Source organism: Paenibacillus sp. Soil766 (assembly GCF_001428105.1).
GTDB lineage: Bacteria > Bacillota > Bacilli > Paenibacillales > NBRC-103111 > Paenibacillus_E.
The window spans coordinates 200,222-217,114 of record NZ_LMSJ01000005.1; the positions used below are offsets into that span (position 1 = coordinate 200,222).

The 16,893-nt window shown below is 41.2% G+C and carries 12 protein-coding genes; 11 read left to right on the plus strand and 1 reads right to left on the minus strand.

The window, feature by feature from the left end; all coding sequences use genetic code 11:
* The first annotated feature begins 20 nt into the window (after positions 1-20).
* The 11 genes from ASG89_RS05400 to ASG89_RS05450 all read left to right on the plus strand — a co-directional run bounded on the left by ASG89_RS05400 (position 21) and on the right by ASG89_RS05450 (position 15,840).
* Complete coding sequence (locus tag ASG89_RS05400; protein WP_235549619.1) at positions 21-2,264, plus strand: GH32 C-terminal domain-containing protein; 2,244 nt, start codon at positions 21-23, stop codon at positions 2,262-2,264.
* A 38-nt stretch (positions 2,265-2,302) separates the two neighbouring features.
* Positions 2,303-3,271, plus strand: coding sequence for a carbohydrate kinase family protein (locus tag ASG89_RS05405; protein ID WP_057309431.1), 969 nt, complete (start codon positions 2,303-2,305; stop codon positions 3,269-3,271).
* Complete coding sequence (locus tag ASG89_RS05410) at positions 3,258-4,742, plus strand: glycoside hydrolase family 32 protein (protein ID WP_057309433.1); 1,485 nt, start codon at positions 3,258-3,260, stop codon at positions 4,740-4,742. Before ASG89_RS05405 ends, ASG89_RS05410 begins: the two co-directional genes overlap by 14 nt.
* Positions 4,743-4,936: 194 nt before the next feature.
* Complete coding sequence (locus ASG89_RS05415; protein ID WP_057309435.1) at positions 4,937-5,944, plus strand: substrate-binding domain-containing protein; 1,008 nt, start codon at positions 4,937-4,939, stop codon at positions 5,942-5,944.
* A 38-nt stretch (positions 5,945-5,982) separates the two neighbouring features.
* On the plus strand, positions 5,983-7,587 hold the full coding sequence (locus tag ASG89_RS05420; protein WP_057309437.1) for a response regulator: 1,605 nt from the start codon (positions 5,983-5,985) through the stop codon (positions 7,585-7,587).
* A 12-nt stretch (positions 7,588-7,599) separates the two neighbouring features.
* A complete protein-coding gene (locus ASG89_RS05425; protein ID WP_057309439.1) occupies positions 7,600-9,378 on the plus strand; it encodes a sensor histidine kinase in 1,779 nt (592 codons plus the stop codon).
* 355 nt (positions 9,379-9,733) lie between these two features.
* Positions 9,734-11,113 (plus strand): ABC transporter substrate-binding protein, encoded by a 1,380-nt coding sequence (locus ASG89_RS05430; RefSeq protein ID WP_057309441.1) that lies wholly within the window; start codon positions 9,734-9,736, stop codon positions 11,111-11,113.
* A gap of 66 nt (positions 11,114-11,179) precedes the next feature.
* Positions 11,180-12,061, plus strand: coding sequence for a carbohydrate ABC transporter permease (locus tag ASG89_RS05435; protein ID WP_063867701.1), 882 nt, complete (start codon positions 11,180-11,182; stop codon positions 12,059-12,061).
* A 16-nt stretch (positions 12,062-12,077) separates the two neighbouring features.
* Positions 12,078-12,923, plus strand: a complete 846-nt coding sequence (locus ASG89_RS05440) for a carbohydrate ABC transporter permease (RefSeq protein ID WP_057309445.1) — start codon at positions 12,078-12,080, stop codon at positions 12,921-12,923.
* Between the two features lie 40 nt (positions 12,924-12,963).
* Positions 12,964-14,463 (plus strand): glycoside hydrolase family 32 protein, encoded by a 1,500-nt coding sequence (locus tag ASG89_RS05445; protein ID WP_235549620.1) that lies wholly within the window; start codon positions 12,964-12,966, stop codon positions 14,461-14,463.
* Between the two features lie 33 nt (positions 14,464-14,496).
* Positions 14,497-15,840 (plus strand): NosD domain-containing protein, encoded by a 1,344-nt coding sequence (locus tag ASG89_RS05450; RefSeq protein WP_057309447.1) that lies wholly within the window; start codon positions 14,497-14,499, stop codon positions 15,838-15,840.
* 79 nt (positions 15,841-15,919) lie between these two features.
* Here ASG89_RS05450 and ASG89_RS05455 read toward each other — a convergent pair whose 3' ends face one another.
* Positions 15,920-16,786, minus strand: coding sequence for a helix-turn-helix domain-containing protein (locus tag ASG89_RS05455; protein WP_057309449.1), 867 nt, complete (start codon positions 16,784-16,786; stop codon positions 15,920-15,922).
* Positions 16,787-16,893 lie beyond the last annotated feature (107 nt).

Below are 16,893 nucleotides of genomic sequence, written 5' to 3' on the forward strand. Positions count from 1 at the left end.
GAAATCAGGAGGAATCAACCATGGAACCTGTTGCCTATTGGCCCTTCGATGAGGGGCAGGGGGGTATAGTGCAAGAACGAAGTACGCGTAGTTGGGATCACATTCATTATGCGCTTGCCAAAGGCCGGTTTCAACCTCCCCAAGATCCGGTTTGGCGGGATGGCATTCGTGGGCATGCTCTGTTGTTTGATGGTTATTCAACATGGCTGCAGCGTCCAGTAGACCAATGTCCAAGGTTGACGAAATCGTTGACGATTACCGCTTGGCTAGCACCGCGAAGTTATGACTTCGGAGACGAGCAGCGCCTTGCGGCGATCGTGAATCAACATGACAGAGAACGCTGCGAGGGTTATGTATTTGGATTATCCCGTCATGGGTCTTGGTCACTCCAGCTTGCGTTAGGCGAAGAGTGGGTGGAGGTTTGGTGCTATGATCACCCGATTCCTAAAGGTGCATGGTCCTTTGTTTCTGCTACGTACGAAGCATTAACAGGTTTACTGAAGCTATATTTAAATGGAAACAAGGTTTCCGAAAAGCAGCTTGCAAAGAAGGATATCGGGATTACACCATGTCAGGAAGATTTGTTCATAGGACGAAATAATAAGGGGGCTATCTTAGCGGAAGCCTTCACGATGAATATGTTCGATGGATTGATGGATGAGCTTCGTCTCTACGATCTTGCGATGTCTGAAGAGGATATCGCAAAATCTTACCGGGATTATGTAAGCGAGCACGGTGGGGTAGTACCAGCTATTCCTTACGAGCATCTAGCAATCCAGAGAGCTAACTTTGCTCAGGATCGGCATCGTCCGCAGTACCACTTGACTTCGCCTGGTCATTGGATGAATGAACCGCATGCGCCTATTTATTTCAATGGGCAGTATCACTTGTTCTACCAGTTCAACCCGAATGGCCCTTTCTGGCATTATATTCATTGGGGACATTGGGTGAGCGAGGATTTGGTACATTGGCGCGATCTTCCGGCTGCTTTAGCGCCAGAGCCCGGTATAGATCCGGACGGGATCTGGTCAGGCAGTGCGGCGTATGATGAACATGGATATCCGGCCTTATTTTATACAGCAGGTAATTACGCCTGTTCTCCAAATCAATCGGTAGGTCTAGCTCATACAACGTATCCGCAGGATAGGGATCTAGATTTGAAAAAATGGGTGAAACATTCTGAGCCAATTGTTGTTCAGGAGCCTGGGATTGGATACTTTGGTGAATTCCGAGATCCCTTTGTTTGGAAGGAAGATCATACATGGATTATGCTCGTCGGTACGGGAATTGAGGGGAAAGGTGGCACCGCGATGGTCTACCGCTCAGAGAACTTAACTGATTGGGAGCTAGAAGGTCCCCTGTTTGTAAGCAATTATGAGCAGTATCCCTACCTTGGGGTTGTTTGGGAGCTTCCTGTACTGCTGCCGTTAAAGCGTGATGGTCAGGAAACAGGTAAACATATTTTACTGATAAGCCCATGGGGGCCAGAGGCTAAAGTAGAAGTGAATTATTGGTTGGGAGAGTGGGATAGCAGCTGTTTCCGTTTTATCCCGGATCATGAAGAACCAAGACTCATTGATGTAGGTGATTTCCATTTCACTGGCCCAAGCGGCATGGTTGATCCTGTATCTGGAAGATCGCTGCTGTTTACAATAGCTCAAGGTGAGCGAACACCAGAAATCGATTACGATTGTGGTTGGTCACACGGTGCTGGCATGCCAATCAGTTTGACTTTGCGGGAGGATGGGCAGCTGGGGATTGAGCCTATCGAGGAGATGCGTCAGCTCCGGGGGGAGCAGCTTCTGAACATCCAAAATGTTAGCTTGGCTGAAGCGAATGAGTGCTTGCAGCACATACGAAATGATTCATTTGAGATCGAGTTAACTTTTGGTCTAGGAGCCGTGCACCAATATGGAATTTCGGTAAGACGTACACCGGATGGGGAAGAAGAGACCGTTCTTTACTATGATCAGGATCGCGAGCAGCTAGGTGTTAATCGTAATAAAACAACGTTAGATGTACGTGAAAGAACGACAGGCATTCAAGAAGGTTTGCTTGAACTTCAAGGAGAACCTCTGGATTTGCAGGTATATGTTGATCGTTCATTGATCGAAGTTTACGCCAATGGGCAAAAATGCTTAACGACACGCGCCTACCCTTCTAGGCTGGACGCGCTAGGTTTACAGTTGCAAGGGGAGAGAGACATTCCAATCCTGTCCATGCAAATGTGGGAGATCAAACCGGCATTTCAGGTGTCGGTGTAGAATAAAAAGGATGAGCATATCGGGAGGTAGAGAGAGCGATGTATGATATCGTTGCATTAGGTGAGGTGTTAATCGACTTCACACCAGCTGGGCAGTCAGATTTAGGATATACATTATTTGAACGCAATCCTGGAGGCGCGCCAGCCAATGTGCTGGCTGCATTAGCTAAGTGGGGCAAACGGACTGGCTTCATCAGTAAAGTAGGAGCTGACAATCACGGACAGTTTCTAGTGGATACGCTCGAAAAGTGCGGTATTCATACGCAGGGGGTAGTGATGAGCAAGGAAGCAAATACGACGCTGGCTTTTGTTCAATTAGATGCAAGCGGCGACCGCTCTTTTAGCTTTTATCGTAAACCTGGAGCTGATACCCTGCTAGCAGTAGATGAAGTACGCTTGGATTTAATCGCGAATTCGAAGTTATTTCACTTTGGCTCGTTGTCTATGACGGATGAACCTTCGGCTTCCGCGACGAAGAAAGCACTGCTGTTCGCCAAGGAAAATGGCTGCAAGATATCGTTTGACCCTAATTTGCGAATTCCACTTTGGGACGATTTGGAACACGCTAAACGAATGATGGAGTTTGGGTTGTCTTATGCTGACATTGTGAAATTATCCGAAGAAGAGCTCGTATTCCTAACGGGGGTTACGGATCTTGATGAGGGATCACGCATGCTATCTGAGTCCTTTGGTCTTTCGGTCATCTTAATAACGCTTGCAGAAAAGGGAGCTTTCTACCGATTCGGTCAAACAACGGGAAGCGTTCGTGGGTATACAGTAGATGCTATTGATGCTACAGGTGCGGGTGATGCCTTTTTTGGCGGTTTTCTTCATGGCTGGTTGGATGGAAATTATGACATCCAGACTATAACTGAATATGACATTCAGGGCTTGATCAGCTTCGCCAATGCAGCTGGTGCTTTAACCACGACCCGAAGAGGTGCCATTCCTGCGATTCCAACTCTTGAAGAGATACGAAAGGTGACGAAGATGCATGATAACAGCTAACAATCGAACTCAATTCCGACCGCAGCTTCATTTCACACCGAGTAACCAGTGGATGAATGACCCGAATGGGATGGTGTTCTATGAGGGGGAATATCATCTTTTCTATCAATACCACCCCGAAAGTACGGTTTGGGGACCTATGCATTGGGGGCACGCTGTCAGTCGGGATCTGGTTCATTGGGAGCATCTATCTATCGCACTTTCTCCTGATGAGCACGGCGCAATTTTTTCAGGAAGCGCAGTGGTTGACAAGCATGATACGAGCGGATTTTTTGCCGGTAAAGCGGGTCTTGTCGCTATTTTTACGCATCATGATACGATACCGGGGACGGATCAAATTAGGCAAAGACAGAGTCTAGCTTACAGTATGGATCGCGGGCGCACATGGACGAAATATGCCAACAACCCTGTATTGACCGAAGAAGCTCTTCCTGATTTCCGTGATCCCAAAGTCATGTGGTACGAACCTAGTCAATGCTGGGTGATGGTCATTGCTGCGGGTGATTATGTTCGGTTCTACAAATCACCTAATTTGAAAGATTGGACATATACCGGCCAATTCGGATTAGGGCAAGGCTCACATGATGGCGTTTGGGAGTGTCCCGATTTATTCGAACTGCCTATTGACAATGAACTCAACAACACGAGATGGGTGCTAATTGTTAGTATTGGCGATGATGTTAAGTTCACTGAAGGCTCCCGTACACAATATTTTATTGGGACTTTTAATGGGGACACGTTTGTTCCTGAGGAAAGTCCTGCTCCGCTTCTTTGGCTGGATCATGGGAGAGATAATTACGCGGGGGTTACATGGTCAGATGTGACTGAACAGCAGGGGCGGCGTTTGTTTATCGGGTGGATGAACAATTGGAAATACGCCAACATCATTCCAACTGCCGATTGGAGAGGTGCGATGACGCTTCCTAGAGAGTTAACACTTGCGACAGAATTAGAGGGAGTACGACTCCACCAGAAGCCGATCCGCGAGCTAGAGGCTAAGAGGCGGAATAAAGTGGATCGGGCAGCATTCGAGTTGAGAAATTCCGAAATAACGATAACTGAAGGCGATTTATTAGAAATTATTGCTGAATTTGAAATTTGTGATGCCTTAGATTTTGGTTTGAAGCTAAGGTCCTCCGAGACAGAAGAAACGGTTATAAGCTATTGCGTTCAGGAGCACTTGCTGTATATGGATCGAAGTCGCTCTGGAGTTACCGAATTTCATGAACATTTTGCCTGCAAGCATAATGTTGAATTGAAACCGGAGAATGGCATGATTAAGTTGCATATTTTCGTAGACTGGTCGTCCATTGAAGTTTTTGCAAATGATGGGAAGCGTGTCATAACAGATCAAATTTTCCCATTATCAACACTAGCAGAAATAAAAATGTACGCGAAAAACGGTAGTGTTAGCGTGAAATCCTTAACGATTTATACACTCAATTCCATATGGAGTGATACGTACCAATAATGAGAAGAAAGTGCTGCGGATAAGGTTTCAAGAACCCCCTTAAAGATGATAGGGGGTTTTGTTTTTCCACATTAGAAAGTATAAGTTTTCGGTTCCCGAAAAACGCACATCTTTGAATGGCCTCGATAGAGGTTTTCTCACCAGAATCTTCGTGTTAGTTATTTATACAGCCATATTATAGGGGATAGTCTACTATGAAAAGTATGAAAGTATTGTCATTACTATTAATTGCCTTTGGTATGGTTGCTCTTACTGCATGCTCTTCAAGTAAAATAACGGAACCTCCTAATACATCAGAAGCAACAGTTGCATCTTTACCTACAGAAAAAACAGTGTCGCCAGTAAAAGAGGATGAAGTTGTGGTAGGATTTACTTTACAAAATTTAAGCAATCCATTCTTTGTTGCAATGTCCAAAGGCGCTACTGCTGGTGCAATACTGCATGGTGTTGATGTCATTACAGTAAGTGCAGAAGGTGATTTGGCTAAGCAAACAGCTCAAATCAAGGATTTCATTGCAAGAAAAGTAAATTTGATACTTCTGAATGCTGTAGATTCCATAGGTATTGCAGGTGCTGTTAGTCAAGCTAAAGCGGCGGGAATCCCGGTCATTGCAGTTGACGTAGATGCAGATGGAGGTGTGAACACAGTCGTAACCTCAGATAACTTTCTTGCTGGCAAATTAGCTGGGGAATATATTGTTAAGCGCTTAGATGGAAAAGGAAAAGTTGTTGTCATTGATGGCCCTCCTGTATCTGCTGTTACGGACCGTATCGCTGGGTTTGAAGAGGCAATTAAAGCTGCTCCAGGAATTAGAGTAGTTGCCAAAATAAATGGACATGGCAACCGTGAAATAACAGCTTCCATGATGGAGACCATTTTGCAAACCTATAAAAAAGGGGGAATTGACGCTGTATTTGCCACGAATGACCCTTCTGGAGTTGGTGCCAAAATTGCTGCGGAACAAGCAGGTCGCGATAAAGAAATGTTTATCGTCGGCGTAGATGGAGCACCAGATGCTGTTAAAGCGCTCAAAGAGAAGAAAAGTTTTGTTGCGACCTCAGCGCAGTATCCCTTTGAAATGATTAAGTTGGCAATGGATGAAGGCTTTAAAGTACTTAAAGGTGAAAAGATTGAATCGTTAATTAAAATTCCAGTTGACTTGATTAGTCAAGACAATGTAGAAACTTACAAAGGTTGGTAATATGCTTAAAAAACTTGGAAAGCATAATGGTGAGGTATATGTATAAGATTATCATTGCGGATGATGAAGATAACGTAAGAGAGGGGATTCGAGATAGTCTAAACTGGGGAAAATTAGGATTTGAGGTCGTTGGAGTCTTTGAAAATGGTCGTGATGTGCTCCAATCCCTTGAACAACTTCAACCTGATGTCATTTTAACGGATATTAACATGCCCTTGATGGATGGTTTAGATGTGACACGCTATCTATTTGAACATTATCCCCAGACCAAAGTCATTATTCTTACGGGTTACGATGAGTTTGAATACGCTCAGCAAGCCTTGAAGATGAAGGTTCATGATTATATCTTGAAGCCGAATACGGCTGATGAATTATCTCAAATACTTTCCAAGGTAAAGGTGGATCTTGACGATGAGAATCGTAAGGTGGAGGATTTAAGTAAGCTTATGCAGCAGATTAAAGAGAGCTTGCCTCTCGTAAGAGAGCGCTTCTTGAATCAGTTGGTTACAGGAGAACTTCGAGAAAGCAACCTTGAAGATAAACTAGCTTATTTAGATATTGATCTACCTGGAAGCTATTATATAGTCGCAGTGATAGATGTAGATGATCACGGAGAACTGCAAAGATTTTATCCCGAAAGTGAGAGCGAACTACTTTATTTTGCAGTGTGCAATATTAGTGGGGAAATTATTGCAAGAAAAAAGAACGGAATTGTGTTTCAAAACAACAATGAAAAAACAATTGCCATTCTCTTTGGTGAGAATATGGAAACGCTCCGTGAAGAAGCTACGATAATTTTCGAAGAGATCAATCGTTCAGTAAGAGAGTATCTAAAGTTTACAGTGTCTATTGGTGTAGGAGATATTTGCGCTTCGCTGCAATTCATTCATCATTCTCATAAAAGGGCATCATTTGCGCTAGATTATCGTTTTTTTCTTGGAAAGAATCGGATCATACATTTCGGAGACCTTGAAGAAGGACTCGGGGAGAGCATTCCTTACGATAAACATTGGGAAAGAAAGCTCGCCCCTACCTTAAAGTCAGGAACACAGCAGGAGATTTCATGGATCGTTGAGAGAATCATTGAAAATTTAAAGGAATCCTATTTACCAATGGAACGCTGTTATATTCACATACAGCAAATAATCGTCTCGATTTTGGATGTTCTGGATGAGCTTGAGATTCGTGAAACACATTATAGCTCTTCTTCAAGCCCATTGACCGAAATTTACGGGCTAAAAACTCTTGATGAAGTTGAAGATTGGCTTAAAAATTATTGTTTGCATATATCAGGTGCCATCCTTGAGACTAGAAACAATTTTTGTAAGCTGCAAGCTTTGAAAGCAGAAGAATATATAAAAGATAATTATGCGGATGCGAAAATATCCATGGATATGGTTTGTAAGTATCTGGTTCTTAGTACAAGTTACTTTAGCCTTATTTTTAAAAACCATACCGGAGAGACGTTCATTAGTTATCTAACTCGGATTCGTGTGGAAAAGGCGAAAGAATTACTTAAATGTACGGATTTGAAAACTTACGAAATCGCGGATCGCATAGGGTATATTGATCCCCATTATTTTAATTTAATTTTCAAAAAAGCGACGGGTATGACCCCGACTGTATTTCGCAAAATGAGGTAAAGGGGCGTAAACATGGTCGGTAATCGATTTTTGCACTTTTTTCGTTTTAAAAGTATTCAGTCAACCATTGCTGTTGCCTTTTCATGCTTAATTGTGGTCACGATTACGGTAATTGCATGGATGTCTTATCGTCTTTCCACAGATGCAGTGAAAAAAAATTCACGTGATTATACCTATCAACTGATGGGACAAGTAAGCTCGAATATGGATAGTTATATCAATTATATGGACAATATTTCGCGTATGGTCCTTTCTAATTATGATATTAAGGAGTACCTCTTGAAACAGGTATATCTGGGTGCGATCGGTAAGGAAGACTTGAAACAGAAAATATCCTTCCAACTGAATACCGTGTTAAACACAAGAAAAGATATTTCATCGATTCTTATCTTCGGTACAAATGGCGAAATTATCCCTTACAATAAAAATATTAAACTAAATCCACAAGTGGAACCAACTGAACAAAGCTGGTATAAGAAGGCAATTGAAGCGAAGGGGAAGGTCGTTATTTCTTCTTCCCATGTACAGAATATGATCCTTAACGACTATAATTCAGTAATATCTTTAAGTCGTGAACTGAGTAGTGATGTCGGGGATGAAAAGCTTGGTGTTCTGCTTGTAGACTTGAACTATAGTGTTATCAACGATATTTGCAATAAGATTAAACTTGGAAATAGGGGATATGTTTTCATTGTGGATGCAAATGGGAGTATCGTGTATCACCCGGAGCAGCAAATGATTAACAATAATCAGAAAATTGAATTGATCTCTGAAGTTATGCGTACTCCTGGCAGCAGCTTTGTGACTTCAGAAGGTAAAAATAGCCGGATGTACACGATTAAAACATCGCAAAGTACCGGATGGAAAATTGTCGGAGTCACTTATGTGGACGAATTAGTTTCCAATAAGAATGAGCTGCAAATGTATACTTTTTTTGGAGGAATTGGATTTCTAATCATCGTAGTACTGCTCTCAATTATTCTATCTTTACGTATTTCAAGGCCCATTAAACATCTTGAAAGTTCGATGAAAGAGGTAGAGAAAGGGAATTTTGACATTCAGGTTGATATTCAAAGCTCCAATGAAATTGGGCATTTAAGTAAACGCTTCAATCGAATGACCACAGAAATCAAAGAACTAATGATACAAAATGTGAAGGAACAAGAATTAAAAAGAAAGAGCGAGTTGCAGGTATTACAAGCTCAAATTAATCCTCATTTTCTTTATAATACGTTAGATTCAATCATATGGATGGCAGAGACTGGAAAATCGAACGAAGTCATCCTGATGACAGCATCCTTGGCCAAGTTATTTCGTTTAAGTATTAGTAAAGGACAAGAATTGATTTCTATTTTTAACGAAATCGAGCATATTAAGAATTATTTAACAATCCAGAAAATGCGGTATAAATCTAAATTGGATTTTGAAATCAATGTGGATAAGCGTATACTTTCCTATAAGATAATTAAGATTATTTTACAGCCTTTAGTAGAAAATGCCATCTATCATGGTATAAGAAATAATGCTGGGAAAGGTCACATTCAAATAACCGGGATACAGAAGGACGACTGTATTCTTCTTCAGGTCATCGATAATGGAATCGGGATGTCTCCGGAAGAGATCGATCATATATACCAAATAGATCGTACATCTGCGACAGGGAGTGGTATCGGCGTACAGAATGTGGATCAAAGAATCAAGCTCCATTTTGGTGTTCAATATGGCCTGCAGTTCGAAAGTGAATTAGGGAAAGGGACAACCGTCAATGTTTGGCTGCCAGTCATAGCGTAGAAGTAACAAAATAGTAGCCCTAACCTGATTCTACTTATCAGGTTAGGGCTATTTCAATCCGTAAATAGGGCGACAGATTATGTAGTTCAAGTAGTTACTTCTAACTGCAATATTTGACAAATTATTAATAATTTAAGCCAACGACAATGCTTGAATATTAGTATATTATTAGCTTTGTAGAAAAGAAAACGTTTAACTGAGCAAGTCGAACGTTTTCCAGAAACGCAATATTGGCTAAAATTTACTTATAACTTAGGGGGGCTAGGGGGGCGAGGGTATAGGAGAGCATAGTAAAACAAATGAAAATGATGCAGAAACGATTATGGGATACATAAAAATGAGGGGGTAACTTTTTATGAAATTAAAAGGTAAGCTTTTATCCGGTGTACTTGTTCTATGCATGTCTTTTTCAACGATTTTAGTTGGTTGTTCCAATAATGAAAAGAACCCTGAAAGCACGGCGTCCAATAAAGGACAACAGACATCTGAGAAAGGAGCATCTGGCTCATCGGATAAATCTATTACGATTTTGGTTGAGGGTGGAAGTCCTGCGAACACGGTCGCTACCCAAACGGCGGAAGAATTCAAGCAAAAGACCGGCTATGAAGTGAAGATTGAAACGGTTCCCTACATCGGTGTCTACGACAAATTGAATGTTGAAATGAAAGCGAACTCAGGAGCATACGATGTTGCCACGATTGATATCCTATGGTTTCCTGCCCTGGCTAAAAACTTGGTAGCCATGGATGATCTCATGACGGATGAAGTCAAAAATGACTTTGTACCTAATGTAGTCGATGGCGGTAAAGTTGATGGTAAAATTTTGGGCATGCCGCTTTGGACGAATTCAAAAATTTTATTGTATCGAACGGATCTATTTAATGATCCGAAGGAACAAGAGACATTTAAGGCTAAGTATGGCTATGATTTGAAGCCGCCTACGAATTGGCAACAATACAGGGATGTAGCAAAGTTCTTTACTCGTGATACAGATAATGATGGGAAAATCGAACAATATGGTACAGGTATATTAGGAATGAATAACGGTGATTCGGTTGCCAGTTGGTTGGACCATGCGGCGCAAGCAGGAGCCAAACCGTTGGTTGTAGGTAAAGATAATAAAGCCTTAGTCAACTCGGAGCCATATGTAAAAGCCCTGGAATTTGAAACAAAGATACTGCGTGAAGATAAATCTGCGCCAGAAGGTGCACTTAACATGGCCTCTTCTGAAATTTCTGAAATGTTTTGGAATGGAAAAATGGCGATGATGCTGGAGTGGGCACATTTCTTTGTCCCTTCTAACGATCCGACTAAATCGAAAGTAGCGGGTAAAGTGGGAGCGGCGCCTATGATTGCCGGAGATTCAGGAGTAGGGGTAGTACCTGGACCTTGGTATCAAGTGATCCCAAGCACATCCAAAAAACAAGATATCGCCAAACAGTACGTGAAATTTATTTATGACAAAAATGAATTATTTATGAAAGCATTAGGTGTGGCTGCACGCAAATCGGTCTTCGAGAGTTACGGCCAAAAACCGGAGTATGCACACCTGAAAGCGCTTGAAACTACGCTAGCTGGCAGCCAAACACAGAATCGCCCGATATTGCCACGTTGGAACGAAATCGAAAGTGAAGCATTAGTCACTGCGATTCAAGTAGCTCTCGCAGGAAAGGAAACACCGAAAGCAGCATTAGACAAAGCAGCAGCATTAATTAACGAGATACAAGGTAGATAAGCGGGATAAGGGGCTGAGGTTCAAGCCCCTTTTCAACCGTTCAATTCTCGCAGAAGGATGATGGATATGTCTTCAAGGGATCAAAAGCTTTCTTTCTTATTTTTTTTACCAGCATTCGTTTTCATGATATTGTTTTTTGTTTATCCAATGCTATTGCTTATTAAAGACAGTTTTTTTGACGATGACGACCCTTCCAAATTTATTGGTGTACAGCATTATACGAAGGCACTTACTTCGGATACCTTCCATCAATCTTTGACTAATACGATCGAATATGTGATTGGTGCAGTAGCAATTGAGTTGTTATTGGGTATGATCCTTGCTCTTTTGCTAAGTACAGGGTTTAAAGGCGCCAACATCATTCGTACCTTACTATTGAGTCCATTAATGATCTCGCCTTTAGTATGTGGGTTAATATGGAAGTTTATGCTGAATGACCAATTTGGTATTTTAAATGTCATTTTATACAAAATCGGTTTAATTAAGAGTCCTCAAAGTATCTTGTGGTTATCTGACACTAAGTATGCGTTAATCTCCTGTATGATTGCCGACGTATGGCTTACCACACCCTTTATGATGTTGATATTATTAGCGGGTATACAAGGAATTCCTGAAAGTTTGTATGAAGCGGCGCGTATTGATGGAGCCAATAAGTTTCAGAACTTCCTGCATATCACGCTGCCGAGTTTAAAACCGGTCATTGTCGTTGCAGTAATCATACGAATAATTGATGCCGCAAAATCATTTGATATTATTTGGGTTATGACACAAGGTGGTCCTAGCGGATCCTCTTCATTAGTAAGTACACTAATTTATAAATCGGTAGCCAGATACAATCAAGAAGGGTATGCAAGCGCAATGGCTGTAATCTTTATGATTATTTTGCTGGCGATCTGTTCATTCTTTTTTAAACAATTCTGGAATCCAAATAAGAATGCGGTTCGATAGGAAGGAGATCAGCAAGATGGTTATTACCATAAGTAAACAGAAATCCAGAGTTGCCGGGTTACTTGTATTCGTCATCTCATGTATTTTTTTGATTATTACTTTATTTCCATACGCTTACCTTGTGTTATCTTCACTGAAACCCCCAAGGGAAGTGATCTCCACAAACCCGTCGTTGTTGCCCTCTGTGTTTACCTTAGCCAATTATACTGCCCTGTTTCATCAACTAGCCATCGGCAAATATTTTGTTAACAGTCTTGTAACCGCAATGGCAGGGACACTGTCGAGTGTCTTTCTGGGATCATTAGCTGCTTATGGCTTAACTAGATTTGCATCAAAGCTCGGGAATATGTTTCTGTTGTTTACTTTAGTGGTTCGCATGACGCCTCTGATCAGCGTTGCAATACCTATGTACCGTATTATTGGGCAATTAGGTTTAATGGACACAAAAATAGCACTTGTACTAGTCTATACCAGCATTAACATTCCATTTGCCATTTGGATGATGATTGGATTTTTCGAAAATTTGCCCAAAGAGCTTGATGAATCCGCGCGTGTCGATGGATGCGGGATGTTTGGAACATTTATGCGTATTATTTTGCCAATCTCGTTACCTGGATTAGCAACTACCGCAATTTTTAGCTTTATGCTTTCTTGGAATGATTTTTTGTTCGCATTACTTTTAACAAGCACTTCTGCTAAGACGGTACCAGTGGGAATTTCTGAGTTTTTAACAGCTTACGGTTTGGATCTAGGACCCATGACTGCTGCGGCAACATTATTTAGCCTGCCTGTTATGCTGTTTTCATTTTTCATGCAGAATTACATCGTTGGCGGTATGACGATGGGTGCCGTAAAAGAATGAGTCGATTCATAGAGACATAATTTAGGAGGAGGAAACCGGATTGCAATACGATCATAACACCTATCATAAGTACATGTTGGCCAAAGCCGAACAATCCATAGCAAATATGAAAGATCATGTGGCCAAAGATCCCATGCGCTTACACTATCATTTTATGGCCCCTGCATATTGGCTAAATGATCCTAACGGACTTATCTATTATCGCGAAGAATATCATATGTTTTACCAGTTTCATCCATATTCGGCTGAGTGGGGTCCGATGCATTGGGGGCATGCAAAAAGCAAAGATTTGGTCCATTGGGAACACCTTCCAATTGCTTTGGCACCCAGTGAAACCTATGACCTTGACGAAAAAGGCGGATGTTTTTCCGGAAGCGCCGTTGATCATAATGGGATATTGACGTTAATTTATACCGGCACTGCAATGAAAGAGGGGCGCAGTGTACAAACCCAATGTTTAGCTACGAGTGATGATGGTGTGACATTTCAAAAATATATTGGGAATCCGGTAATCTCGGCTCCGCCGGAAGATAGTTCCGCAGATTTCAGGGATCCCAAAGCTTGGAAACATCAAGATAAATGGTACATGATCGTAGGTTCAAGTAAAGATGGGAAAGGAAGGGCTTTACTATATCGATCGAATGAACTAAACGCATGGGAATATGTTGGTGTGGTGGCCGAGAGTGATGGTACGATGGGCACGATGTGGGAGTGTCCCGATTTATTTCAACTCGGTGATCGTCATATACTGATGTTTTCTCCAATGGGAATGGGTGAGAAGAAAGCGATTTATTTATCAGGTGAATTTGACTATCACACCGGAAGATTTACCTGGGATTATTGCGGAGAAGTTGATTGCGGTTTCGAATATTATGCTCCACAGTCCCTCCTTGATTCCAAAGGAAGAAGGATTATCGTGGGTTGGTTAAACGCTTGGGATTGGATGCCGTGGTTTCAAAATTTCGGTCCCACTAATAAAAACAATTGGTGCGGCGCGATGTCCATTCCTAGAACTGTAGAGATGGACGATAACGGACATCTGAGATTTCTTCCAGTTGAAGAATTAAAGGCGTTAAGGGGGGAACATTTCCATCTTGACCGTACGGTGATTGAAGAGGAAATACAAACGCTTCCCCGATCGATAAAAGGGGATAGTTTAGAGATTATGGCGGAATTCAATCTGGAAAATTGCCAGGCGGAGGAATTCGGCTTCAAAATGCGGGTGTCGGATGACGGGAACGAGGAGACTGTACTCTCTTATTTGCCTAAGTCTGGAGAACTTCAATTTGATAGAAACAGATCGGACGGATGGAGTCAGGGTATTCGAAGATGTAAACTGGAATCTGCCGATAAGGATACATTAAGGCTACATATCTACTTAGATACTTGCGTTGTAGAAGTATTTGCGGATGAAGGGCGCACGACAATGACCAATAACATATATCCGAATCCGGACAGTATAAACTTGAAACTTTATAGTCTCGGAGATAAGGTGGAACTCATTTCTCTTGATATATGGCAACTTCACTCGGTATGGTGAACAAACACACAAAATTGATAGGGGTATTTATTTATGGCTAGTAAAAATTATTACGACGTAACAGAGTGGCCTGTCGGAAATCCGTATGAGGATATTGGTGAGGTAATCAATAGCATTATAGCAGATATTAAAAGCAGGCAAACGGACACTGATGTGAATAAAGGCGGAAAACCGGGTGCGGTTATCTATATTCCACCGGGAGATTATCATCTTGGCAGTCAAGTAGTTATAGATATCAGTTATCTTAAAATTATGGGTTCTGGACACGGGTTTACATCTTCGAGTATTCGTTTTAATACTTCTGAGAATGAATGGGCGGATTTGCATGAATTGTGGCCGGGAGGAAGTCGCGTACTCGTAGATATTCCCCTAGGAGTAAATGACGAGGAGTATAAAGGAGCTGCATTTTATGTTGAACGAAGTGGAAATCCACGCATAAGTTCAGTAGAGTTTTCTAACTTTTGTATTGATGGTTTGCATTTTATTGAAGACGGTTCAGGAGAAACAAATCCGGAAAACACATACACTAACGGAAAAACGGGTATTTATGTTGCAAGTGCTTGCGACTCATTTCGGATTACAGGCATGGGGTTTGTGTATTTAGAGCATGGAATTACTATTTATCATGCAGATGCACTGACGATACATGATAATTTCATAGCTGAATGTGGCAACTGTATAGAACTACGAGGTTGGGGACAGGCATCAAAGATAACCGACAACTTGATAGGAGCCGGTTTTAAAGGATATTCAATTTACGCTCAAAATTTTGGTGGACTTTTGATTACAGCAAATAATGTTTTCCCACGAGGTGCGAGCAGTATCTATTTTGATGGTGTGACACGTTCCAGTATCACAAATAATAGACTTCATTCATTTTATCCAGGTATGGTGGTATTCAGGGAAAATTGTTCGGAAAACTTGGTTTCTTCAAATCACTTTTTACGTGACCATGAACCTTGGACCCCTTTTCTAGGAATAGACAATGGTTTAGATGATTTGTATGGTCTCCTCTATATCAGTGGCAATAATAATTCTGTGATTGCTAATCACTTTTCTGAAGGAATTAATACTCAGAACATCAAGCCGGTAGGTGCAACACCTGTAATCATACGTATTGTTTCGGGTAATGGAAATTACATTTCTAATAACCATGTTGTTGCCACGGAGGTTCATGCCAAGGTAAGTGATGCTTGTTTCTCTGCGCAGGTAGACGCTTTGTTGAATACCGAAGCGTCAGAGCCGCTTGCCGTAACAACAGTATTGGTAGAAAAAGAATCGCTTCATAATACGATTCTTGATTCGGGAAGTGATGCACAGGTTGTTATGGACAAGACTGTAAATGCATTCAGAGGCACTCCAACGCCAGGAGCATAAATCATATATTCAACTATTTTGGGTGCTTCCTAGCGATGGAAGTACCTTTTTTACCCCAAAACGATACATGTTTATGAATTTACTTTTTACGATAAAAGGAAGGATTAACTCCATCTATTTTTTTAAAGGCTTTACTAAAGGAATGAATATCCGGAAAACCGATACTTCCGGCAATGAGCATTAGCGGGTCATTGGTGAACTGAATCATTTCCTTCGCCTTTTCTATTCTTTGTAAAAGATGATATTGGATTGGGCTCATCCCGAATGATTGTTTAAATAAGGAAATCATATAGTATTTGCTAATTCCCGAAATTTTGGAAAGTTCATCTAAGGTTACCTTTCGGTCGATATTGTGTTTCAAGTAGATCCGCATCTGCTCCATTTCTCCCATATTGGTTACTAGATGTGGATTACAATTCCAATAGTTTTCACGTAAAAGTACATTTAATAATTGCAAAAACAGTCCTTTTATATTCATTTCATAAAAGGGTAACGTCATTTGGAATTCTTTTATGATTTCAAAGATCAATCTTTCGATAACCAAGGTATTCCTTAAACGGATATGACTGGGAAACTGAGGGATAATTTGGTCAAGATCGTCGTTTCGAAACCATTTCATCTCATCGGCAGTCATATCTTCAAGTTTTTTAAAAGAAACCTTTACGTCTGGACTATCCTCCTCATAGAACAAATCAAAATGCAAATGAGGTTGTCGTACTAATTCTGTTCCTAACTTTCTAATCGAGTGTCGTTGCTTTGGACGAAAAAGAAAGAGGTCCCCTGGTTCTCCGATAAAAACATCATTCTCGATGGTTACTTGTATTCTGCCTTCCTTAACGTAAAGTAACTCATAGTCAAATAAAACTCTCTCCTCTAAATACCAAGGGATTGGGACATAACTATCCATTGCTATCCGGACGTACGGCGATAATTGTTTAATGTTCATATCAGGTCTGTCCCTTCTGAATATTCTTCAAAGCAATATATGACAAATAATCCTTCCTGAATACAAATCCATAAATGTATTATAACATATATATGTAATGAGTGAAG

Excerpts from the sequence above, each read along its gene's own strand:
- ASG89_RS05415 (WP_057309435.1), top strand. The coding sequence starts at position 4,937 with ATGAAAAGTATGAAAGTATTGTCATTACTATTAATTGCCTTTGGTATG.
- ASG89_RS05405 (WP_057309431.1), top strand. The coding sequence starts at position 2,303 with ATGTATGATATCGTTGCATTAGGTGAGGTGTTAATCGACTTCACACCA.
- ASG89_RS05410 (WP_057309433.1), top strand. The coding sequence starts at position 3,258 with ATGATAACAGCTAACAATCGAACTCAATTCCGACCGCAGCTTCATTTC.
- ASG89_RS05455 (WP_057309449.1), bottom strand. The coding sequence starts at position 16,786 with ATGAACATTAAACAATTATCGCCGTACGTCCGGATAGCAATGGATAGT.
- ASG89_RS05450 (WP_057309447.1), top strand. The coding sequence starts at position 14,497 with ATGGCTAGTAAAAATTATTACGACGTAACAGAGTGGCCTGTCGGAAAT.
- ASG89_RS05425 (WP_057309439.1), top strand. The coding sequence starts at position 7,600 with ATGGTCGGTAATCGATTTTTGCACTTTTTTCGTTTTAAAAGTATTCAG.
- ASG89_RS05420 (WP_057309437.1), top strand. The coding sequence starts at position 5,983 with ATGTATAAGATTATCATTGCGGATGATGAAGATAACGTAAGAGAGGGG.
- ASG89_RS05440 (WP_057309445.1), top strand. The coding sequence starts at position 12,078 with ATGGTTATTACCATAAGTAAACAGAAATCCAGAGTTGCCGGGTTACTT.
- ASG89_RS05400 (WP_235549619.1), top strand. The coding sequence starts at position 21 with ATGGAACCTGTTGCCTATTGGCCCTTCGATGAGGGGCAGGGGGGTATA.
- ASG89_RS05435 (WP_063867701.1), top strand. The coding sequence starts at position 11,180 with ATGTCTTCAAGGGATCAAAAGCTTTCTTTCTTATTTTTTTTACCAGCA.
- ASG89_RS05430 (WP_057309441.1), top strand. The coding sequence starts at position 9,734 with ATGAAATTAAAAGGTAAGCTTTTATCCGGTGTACTTGTTCTATGCATG.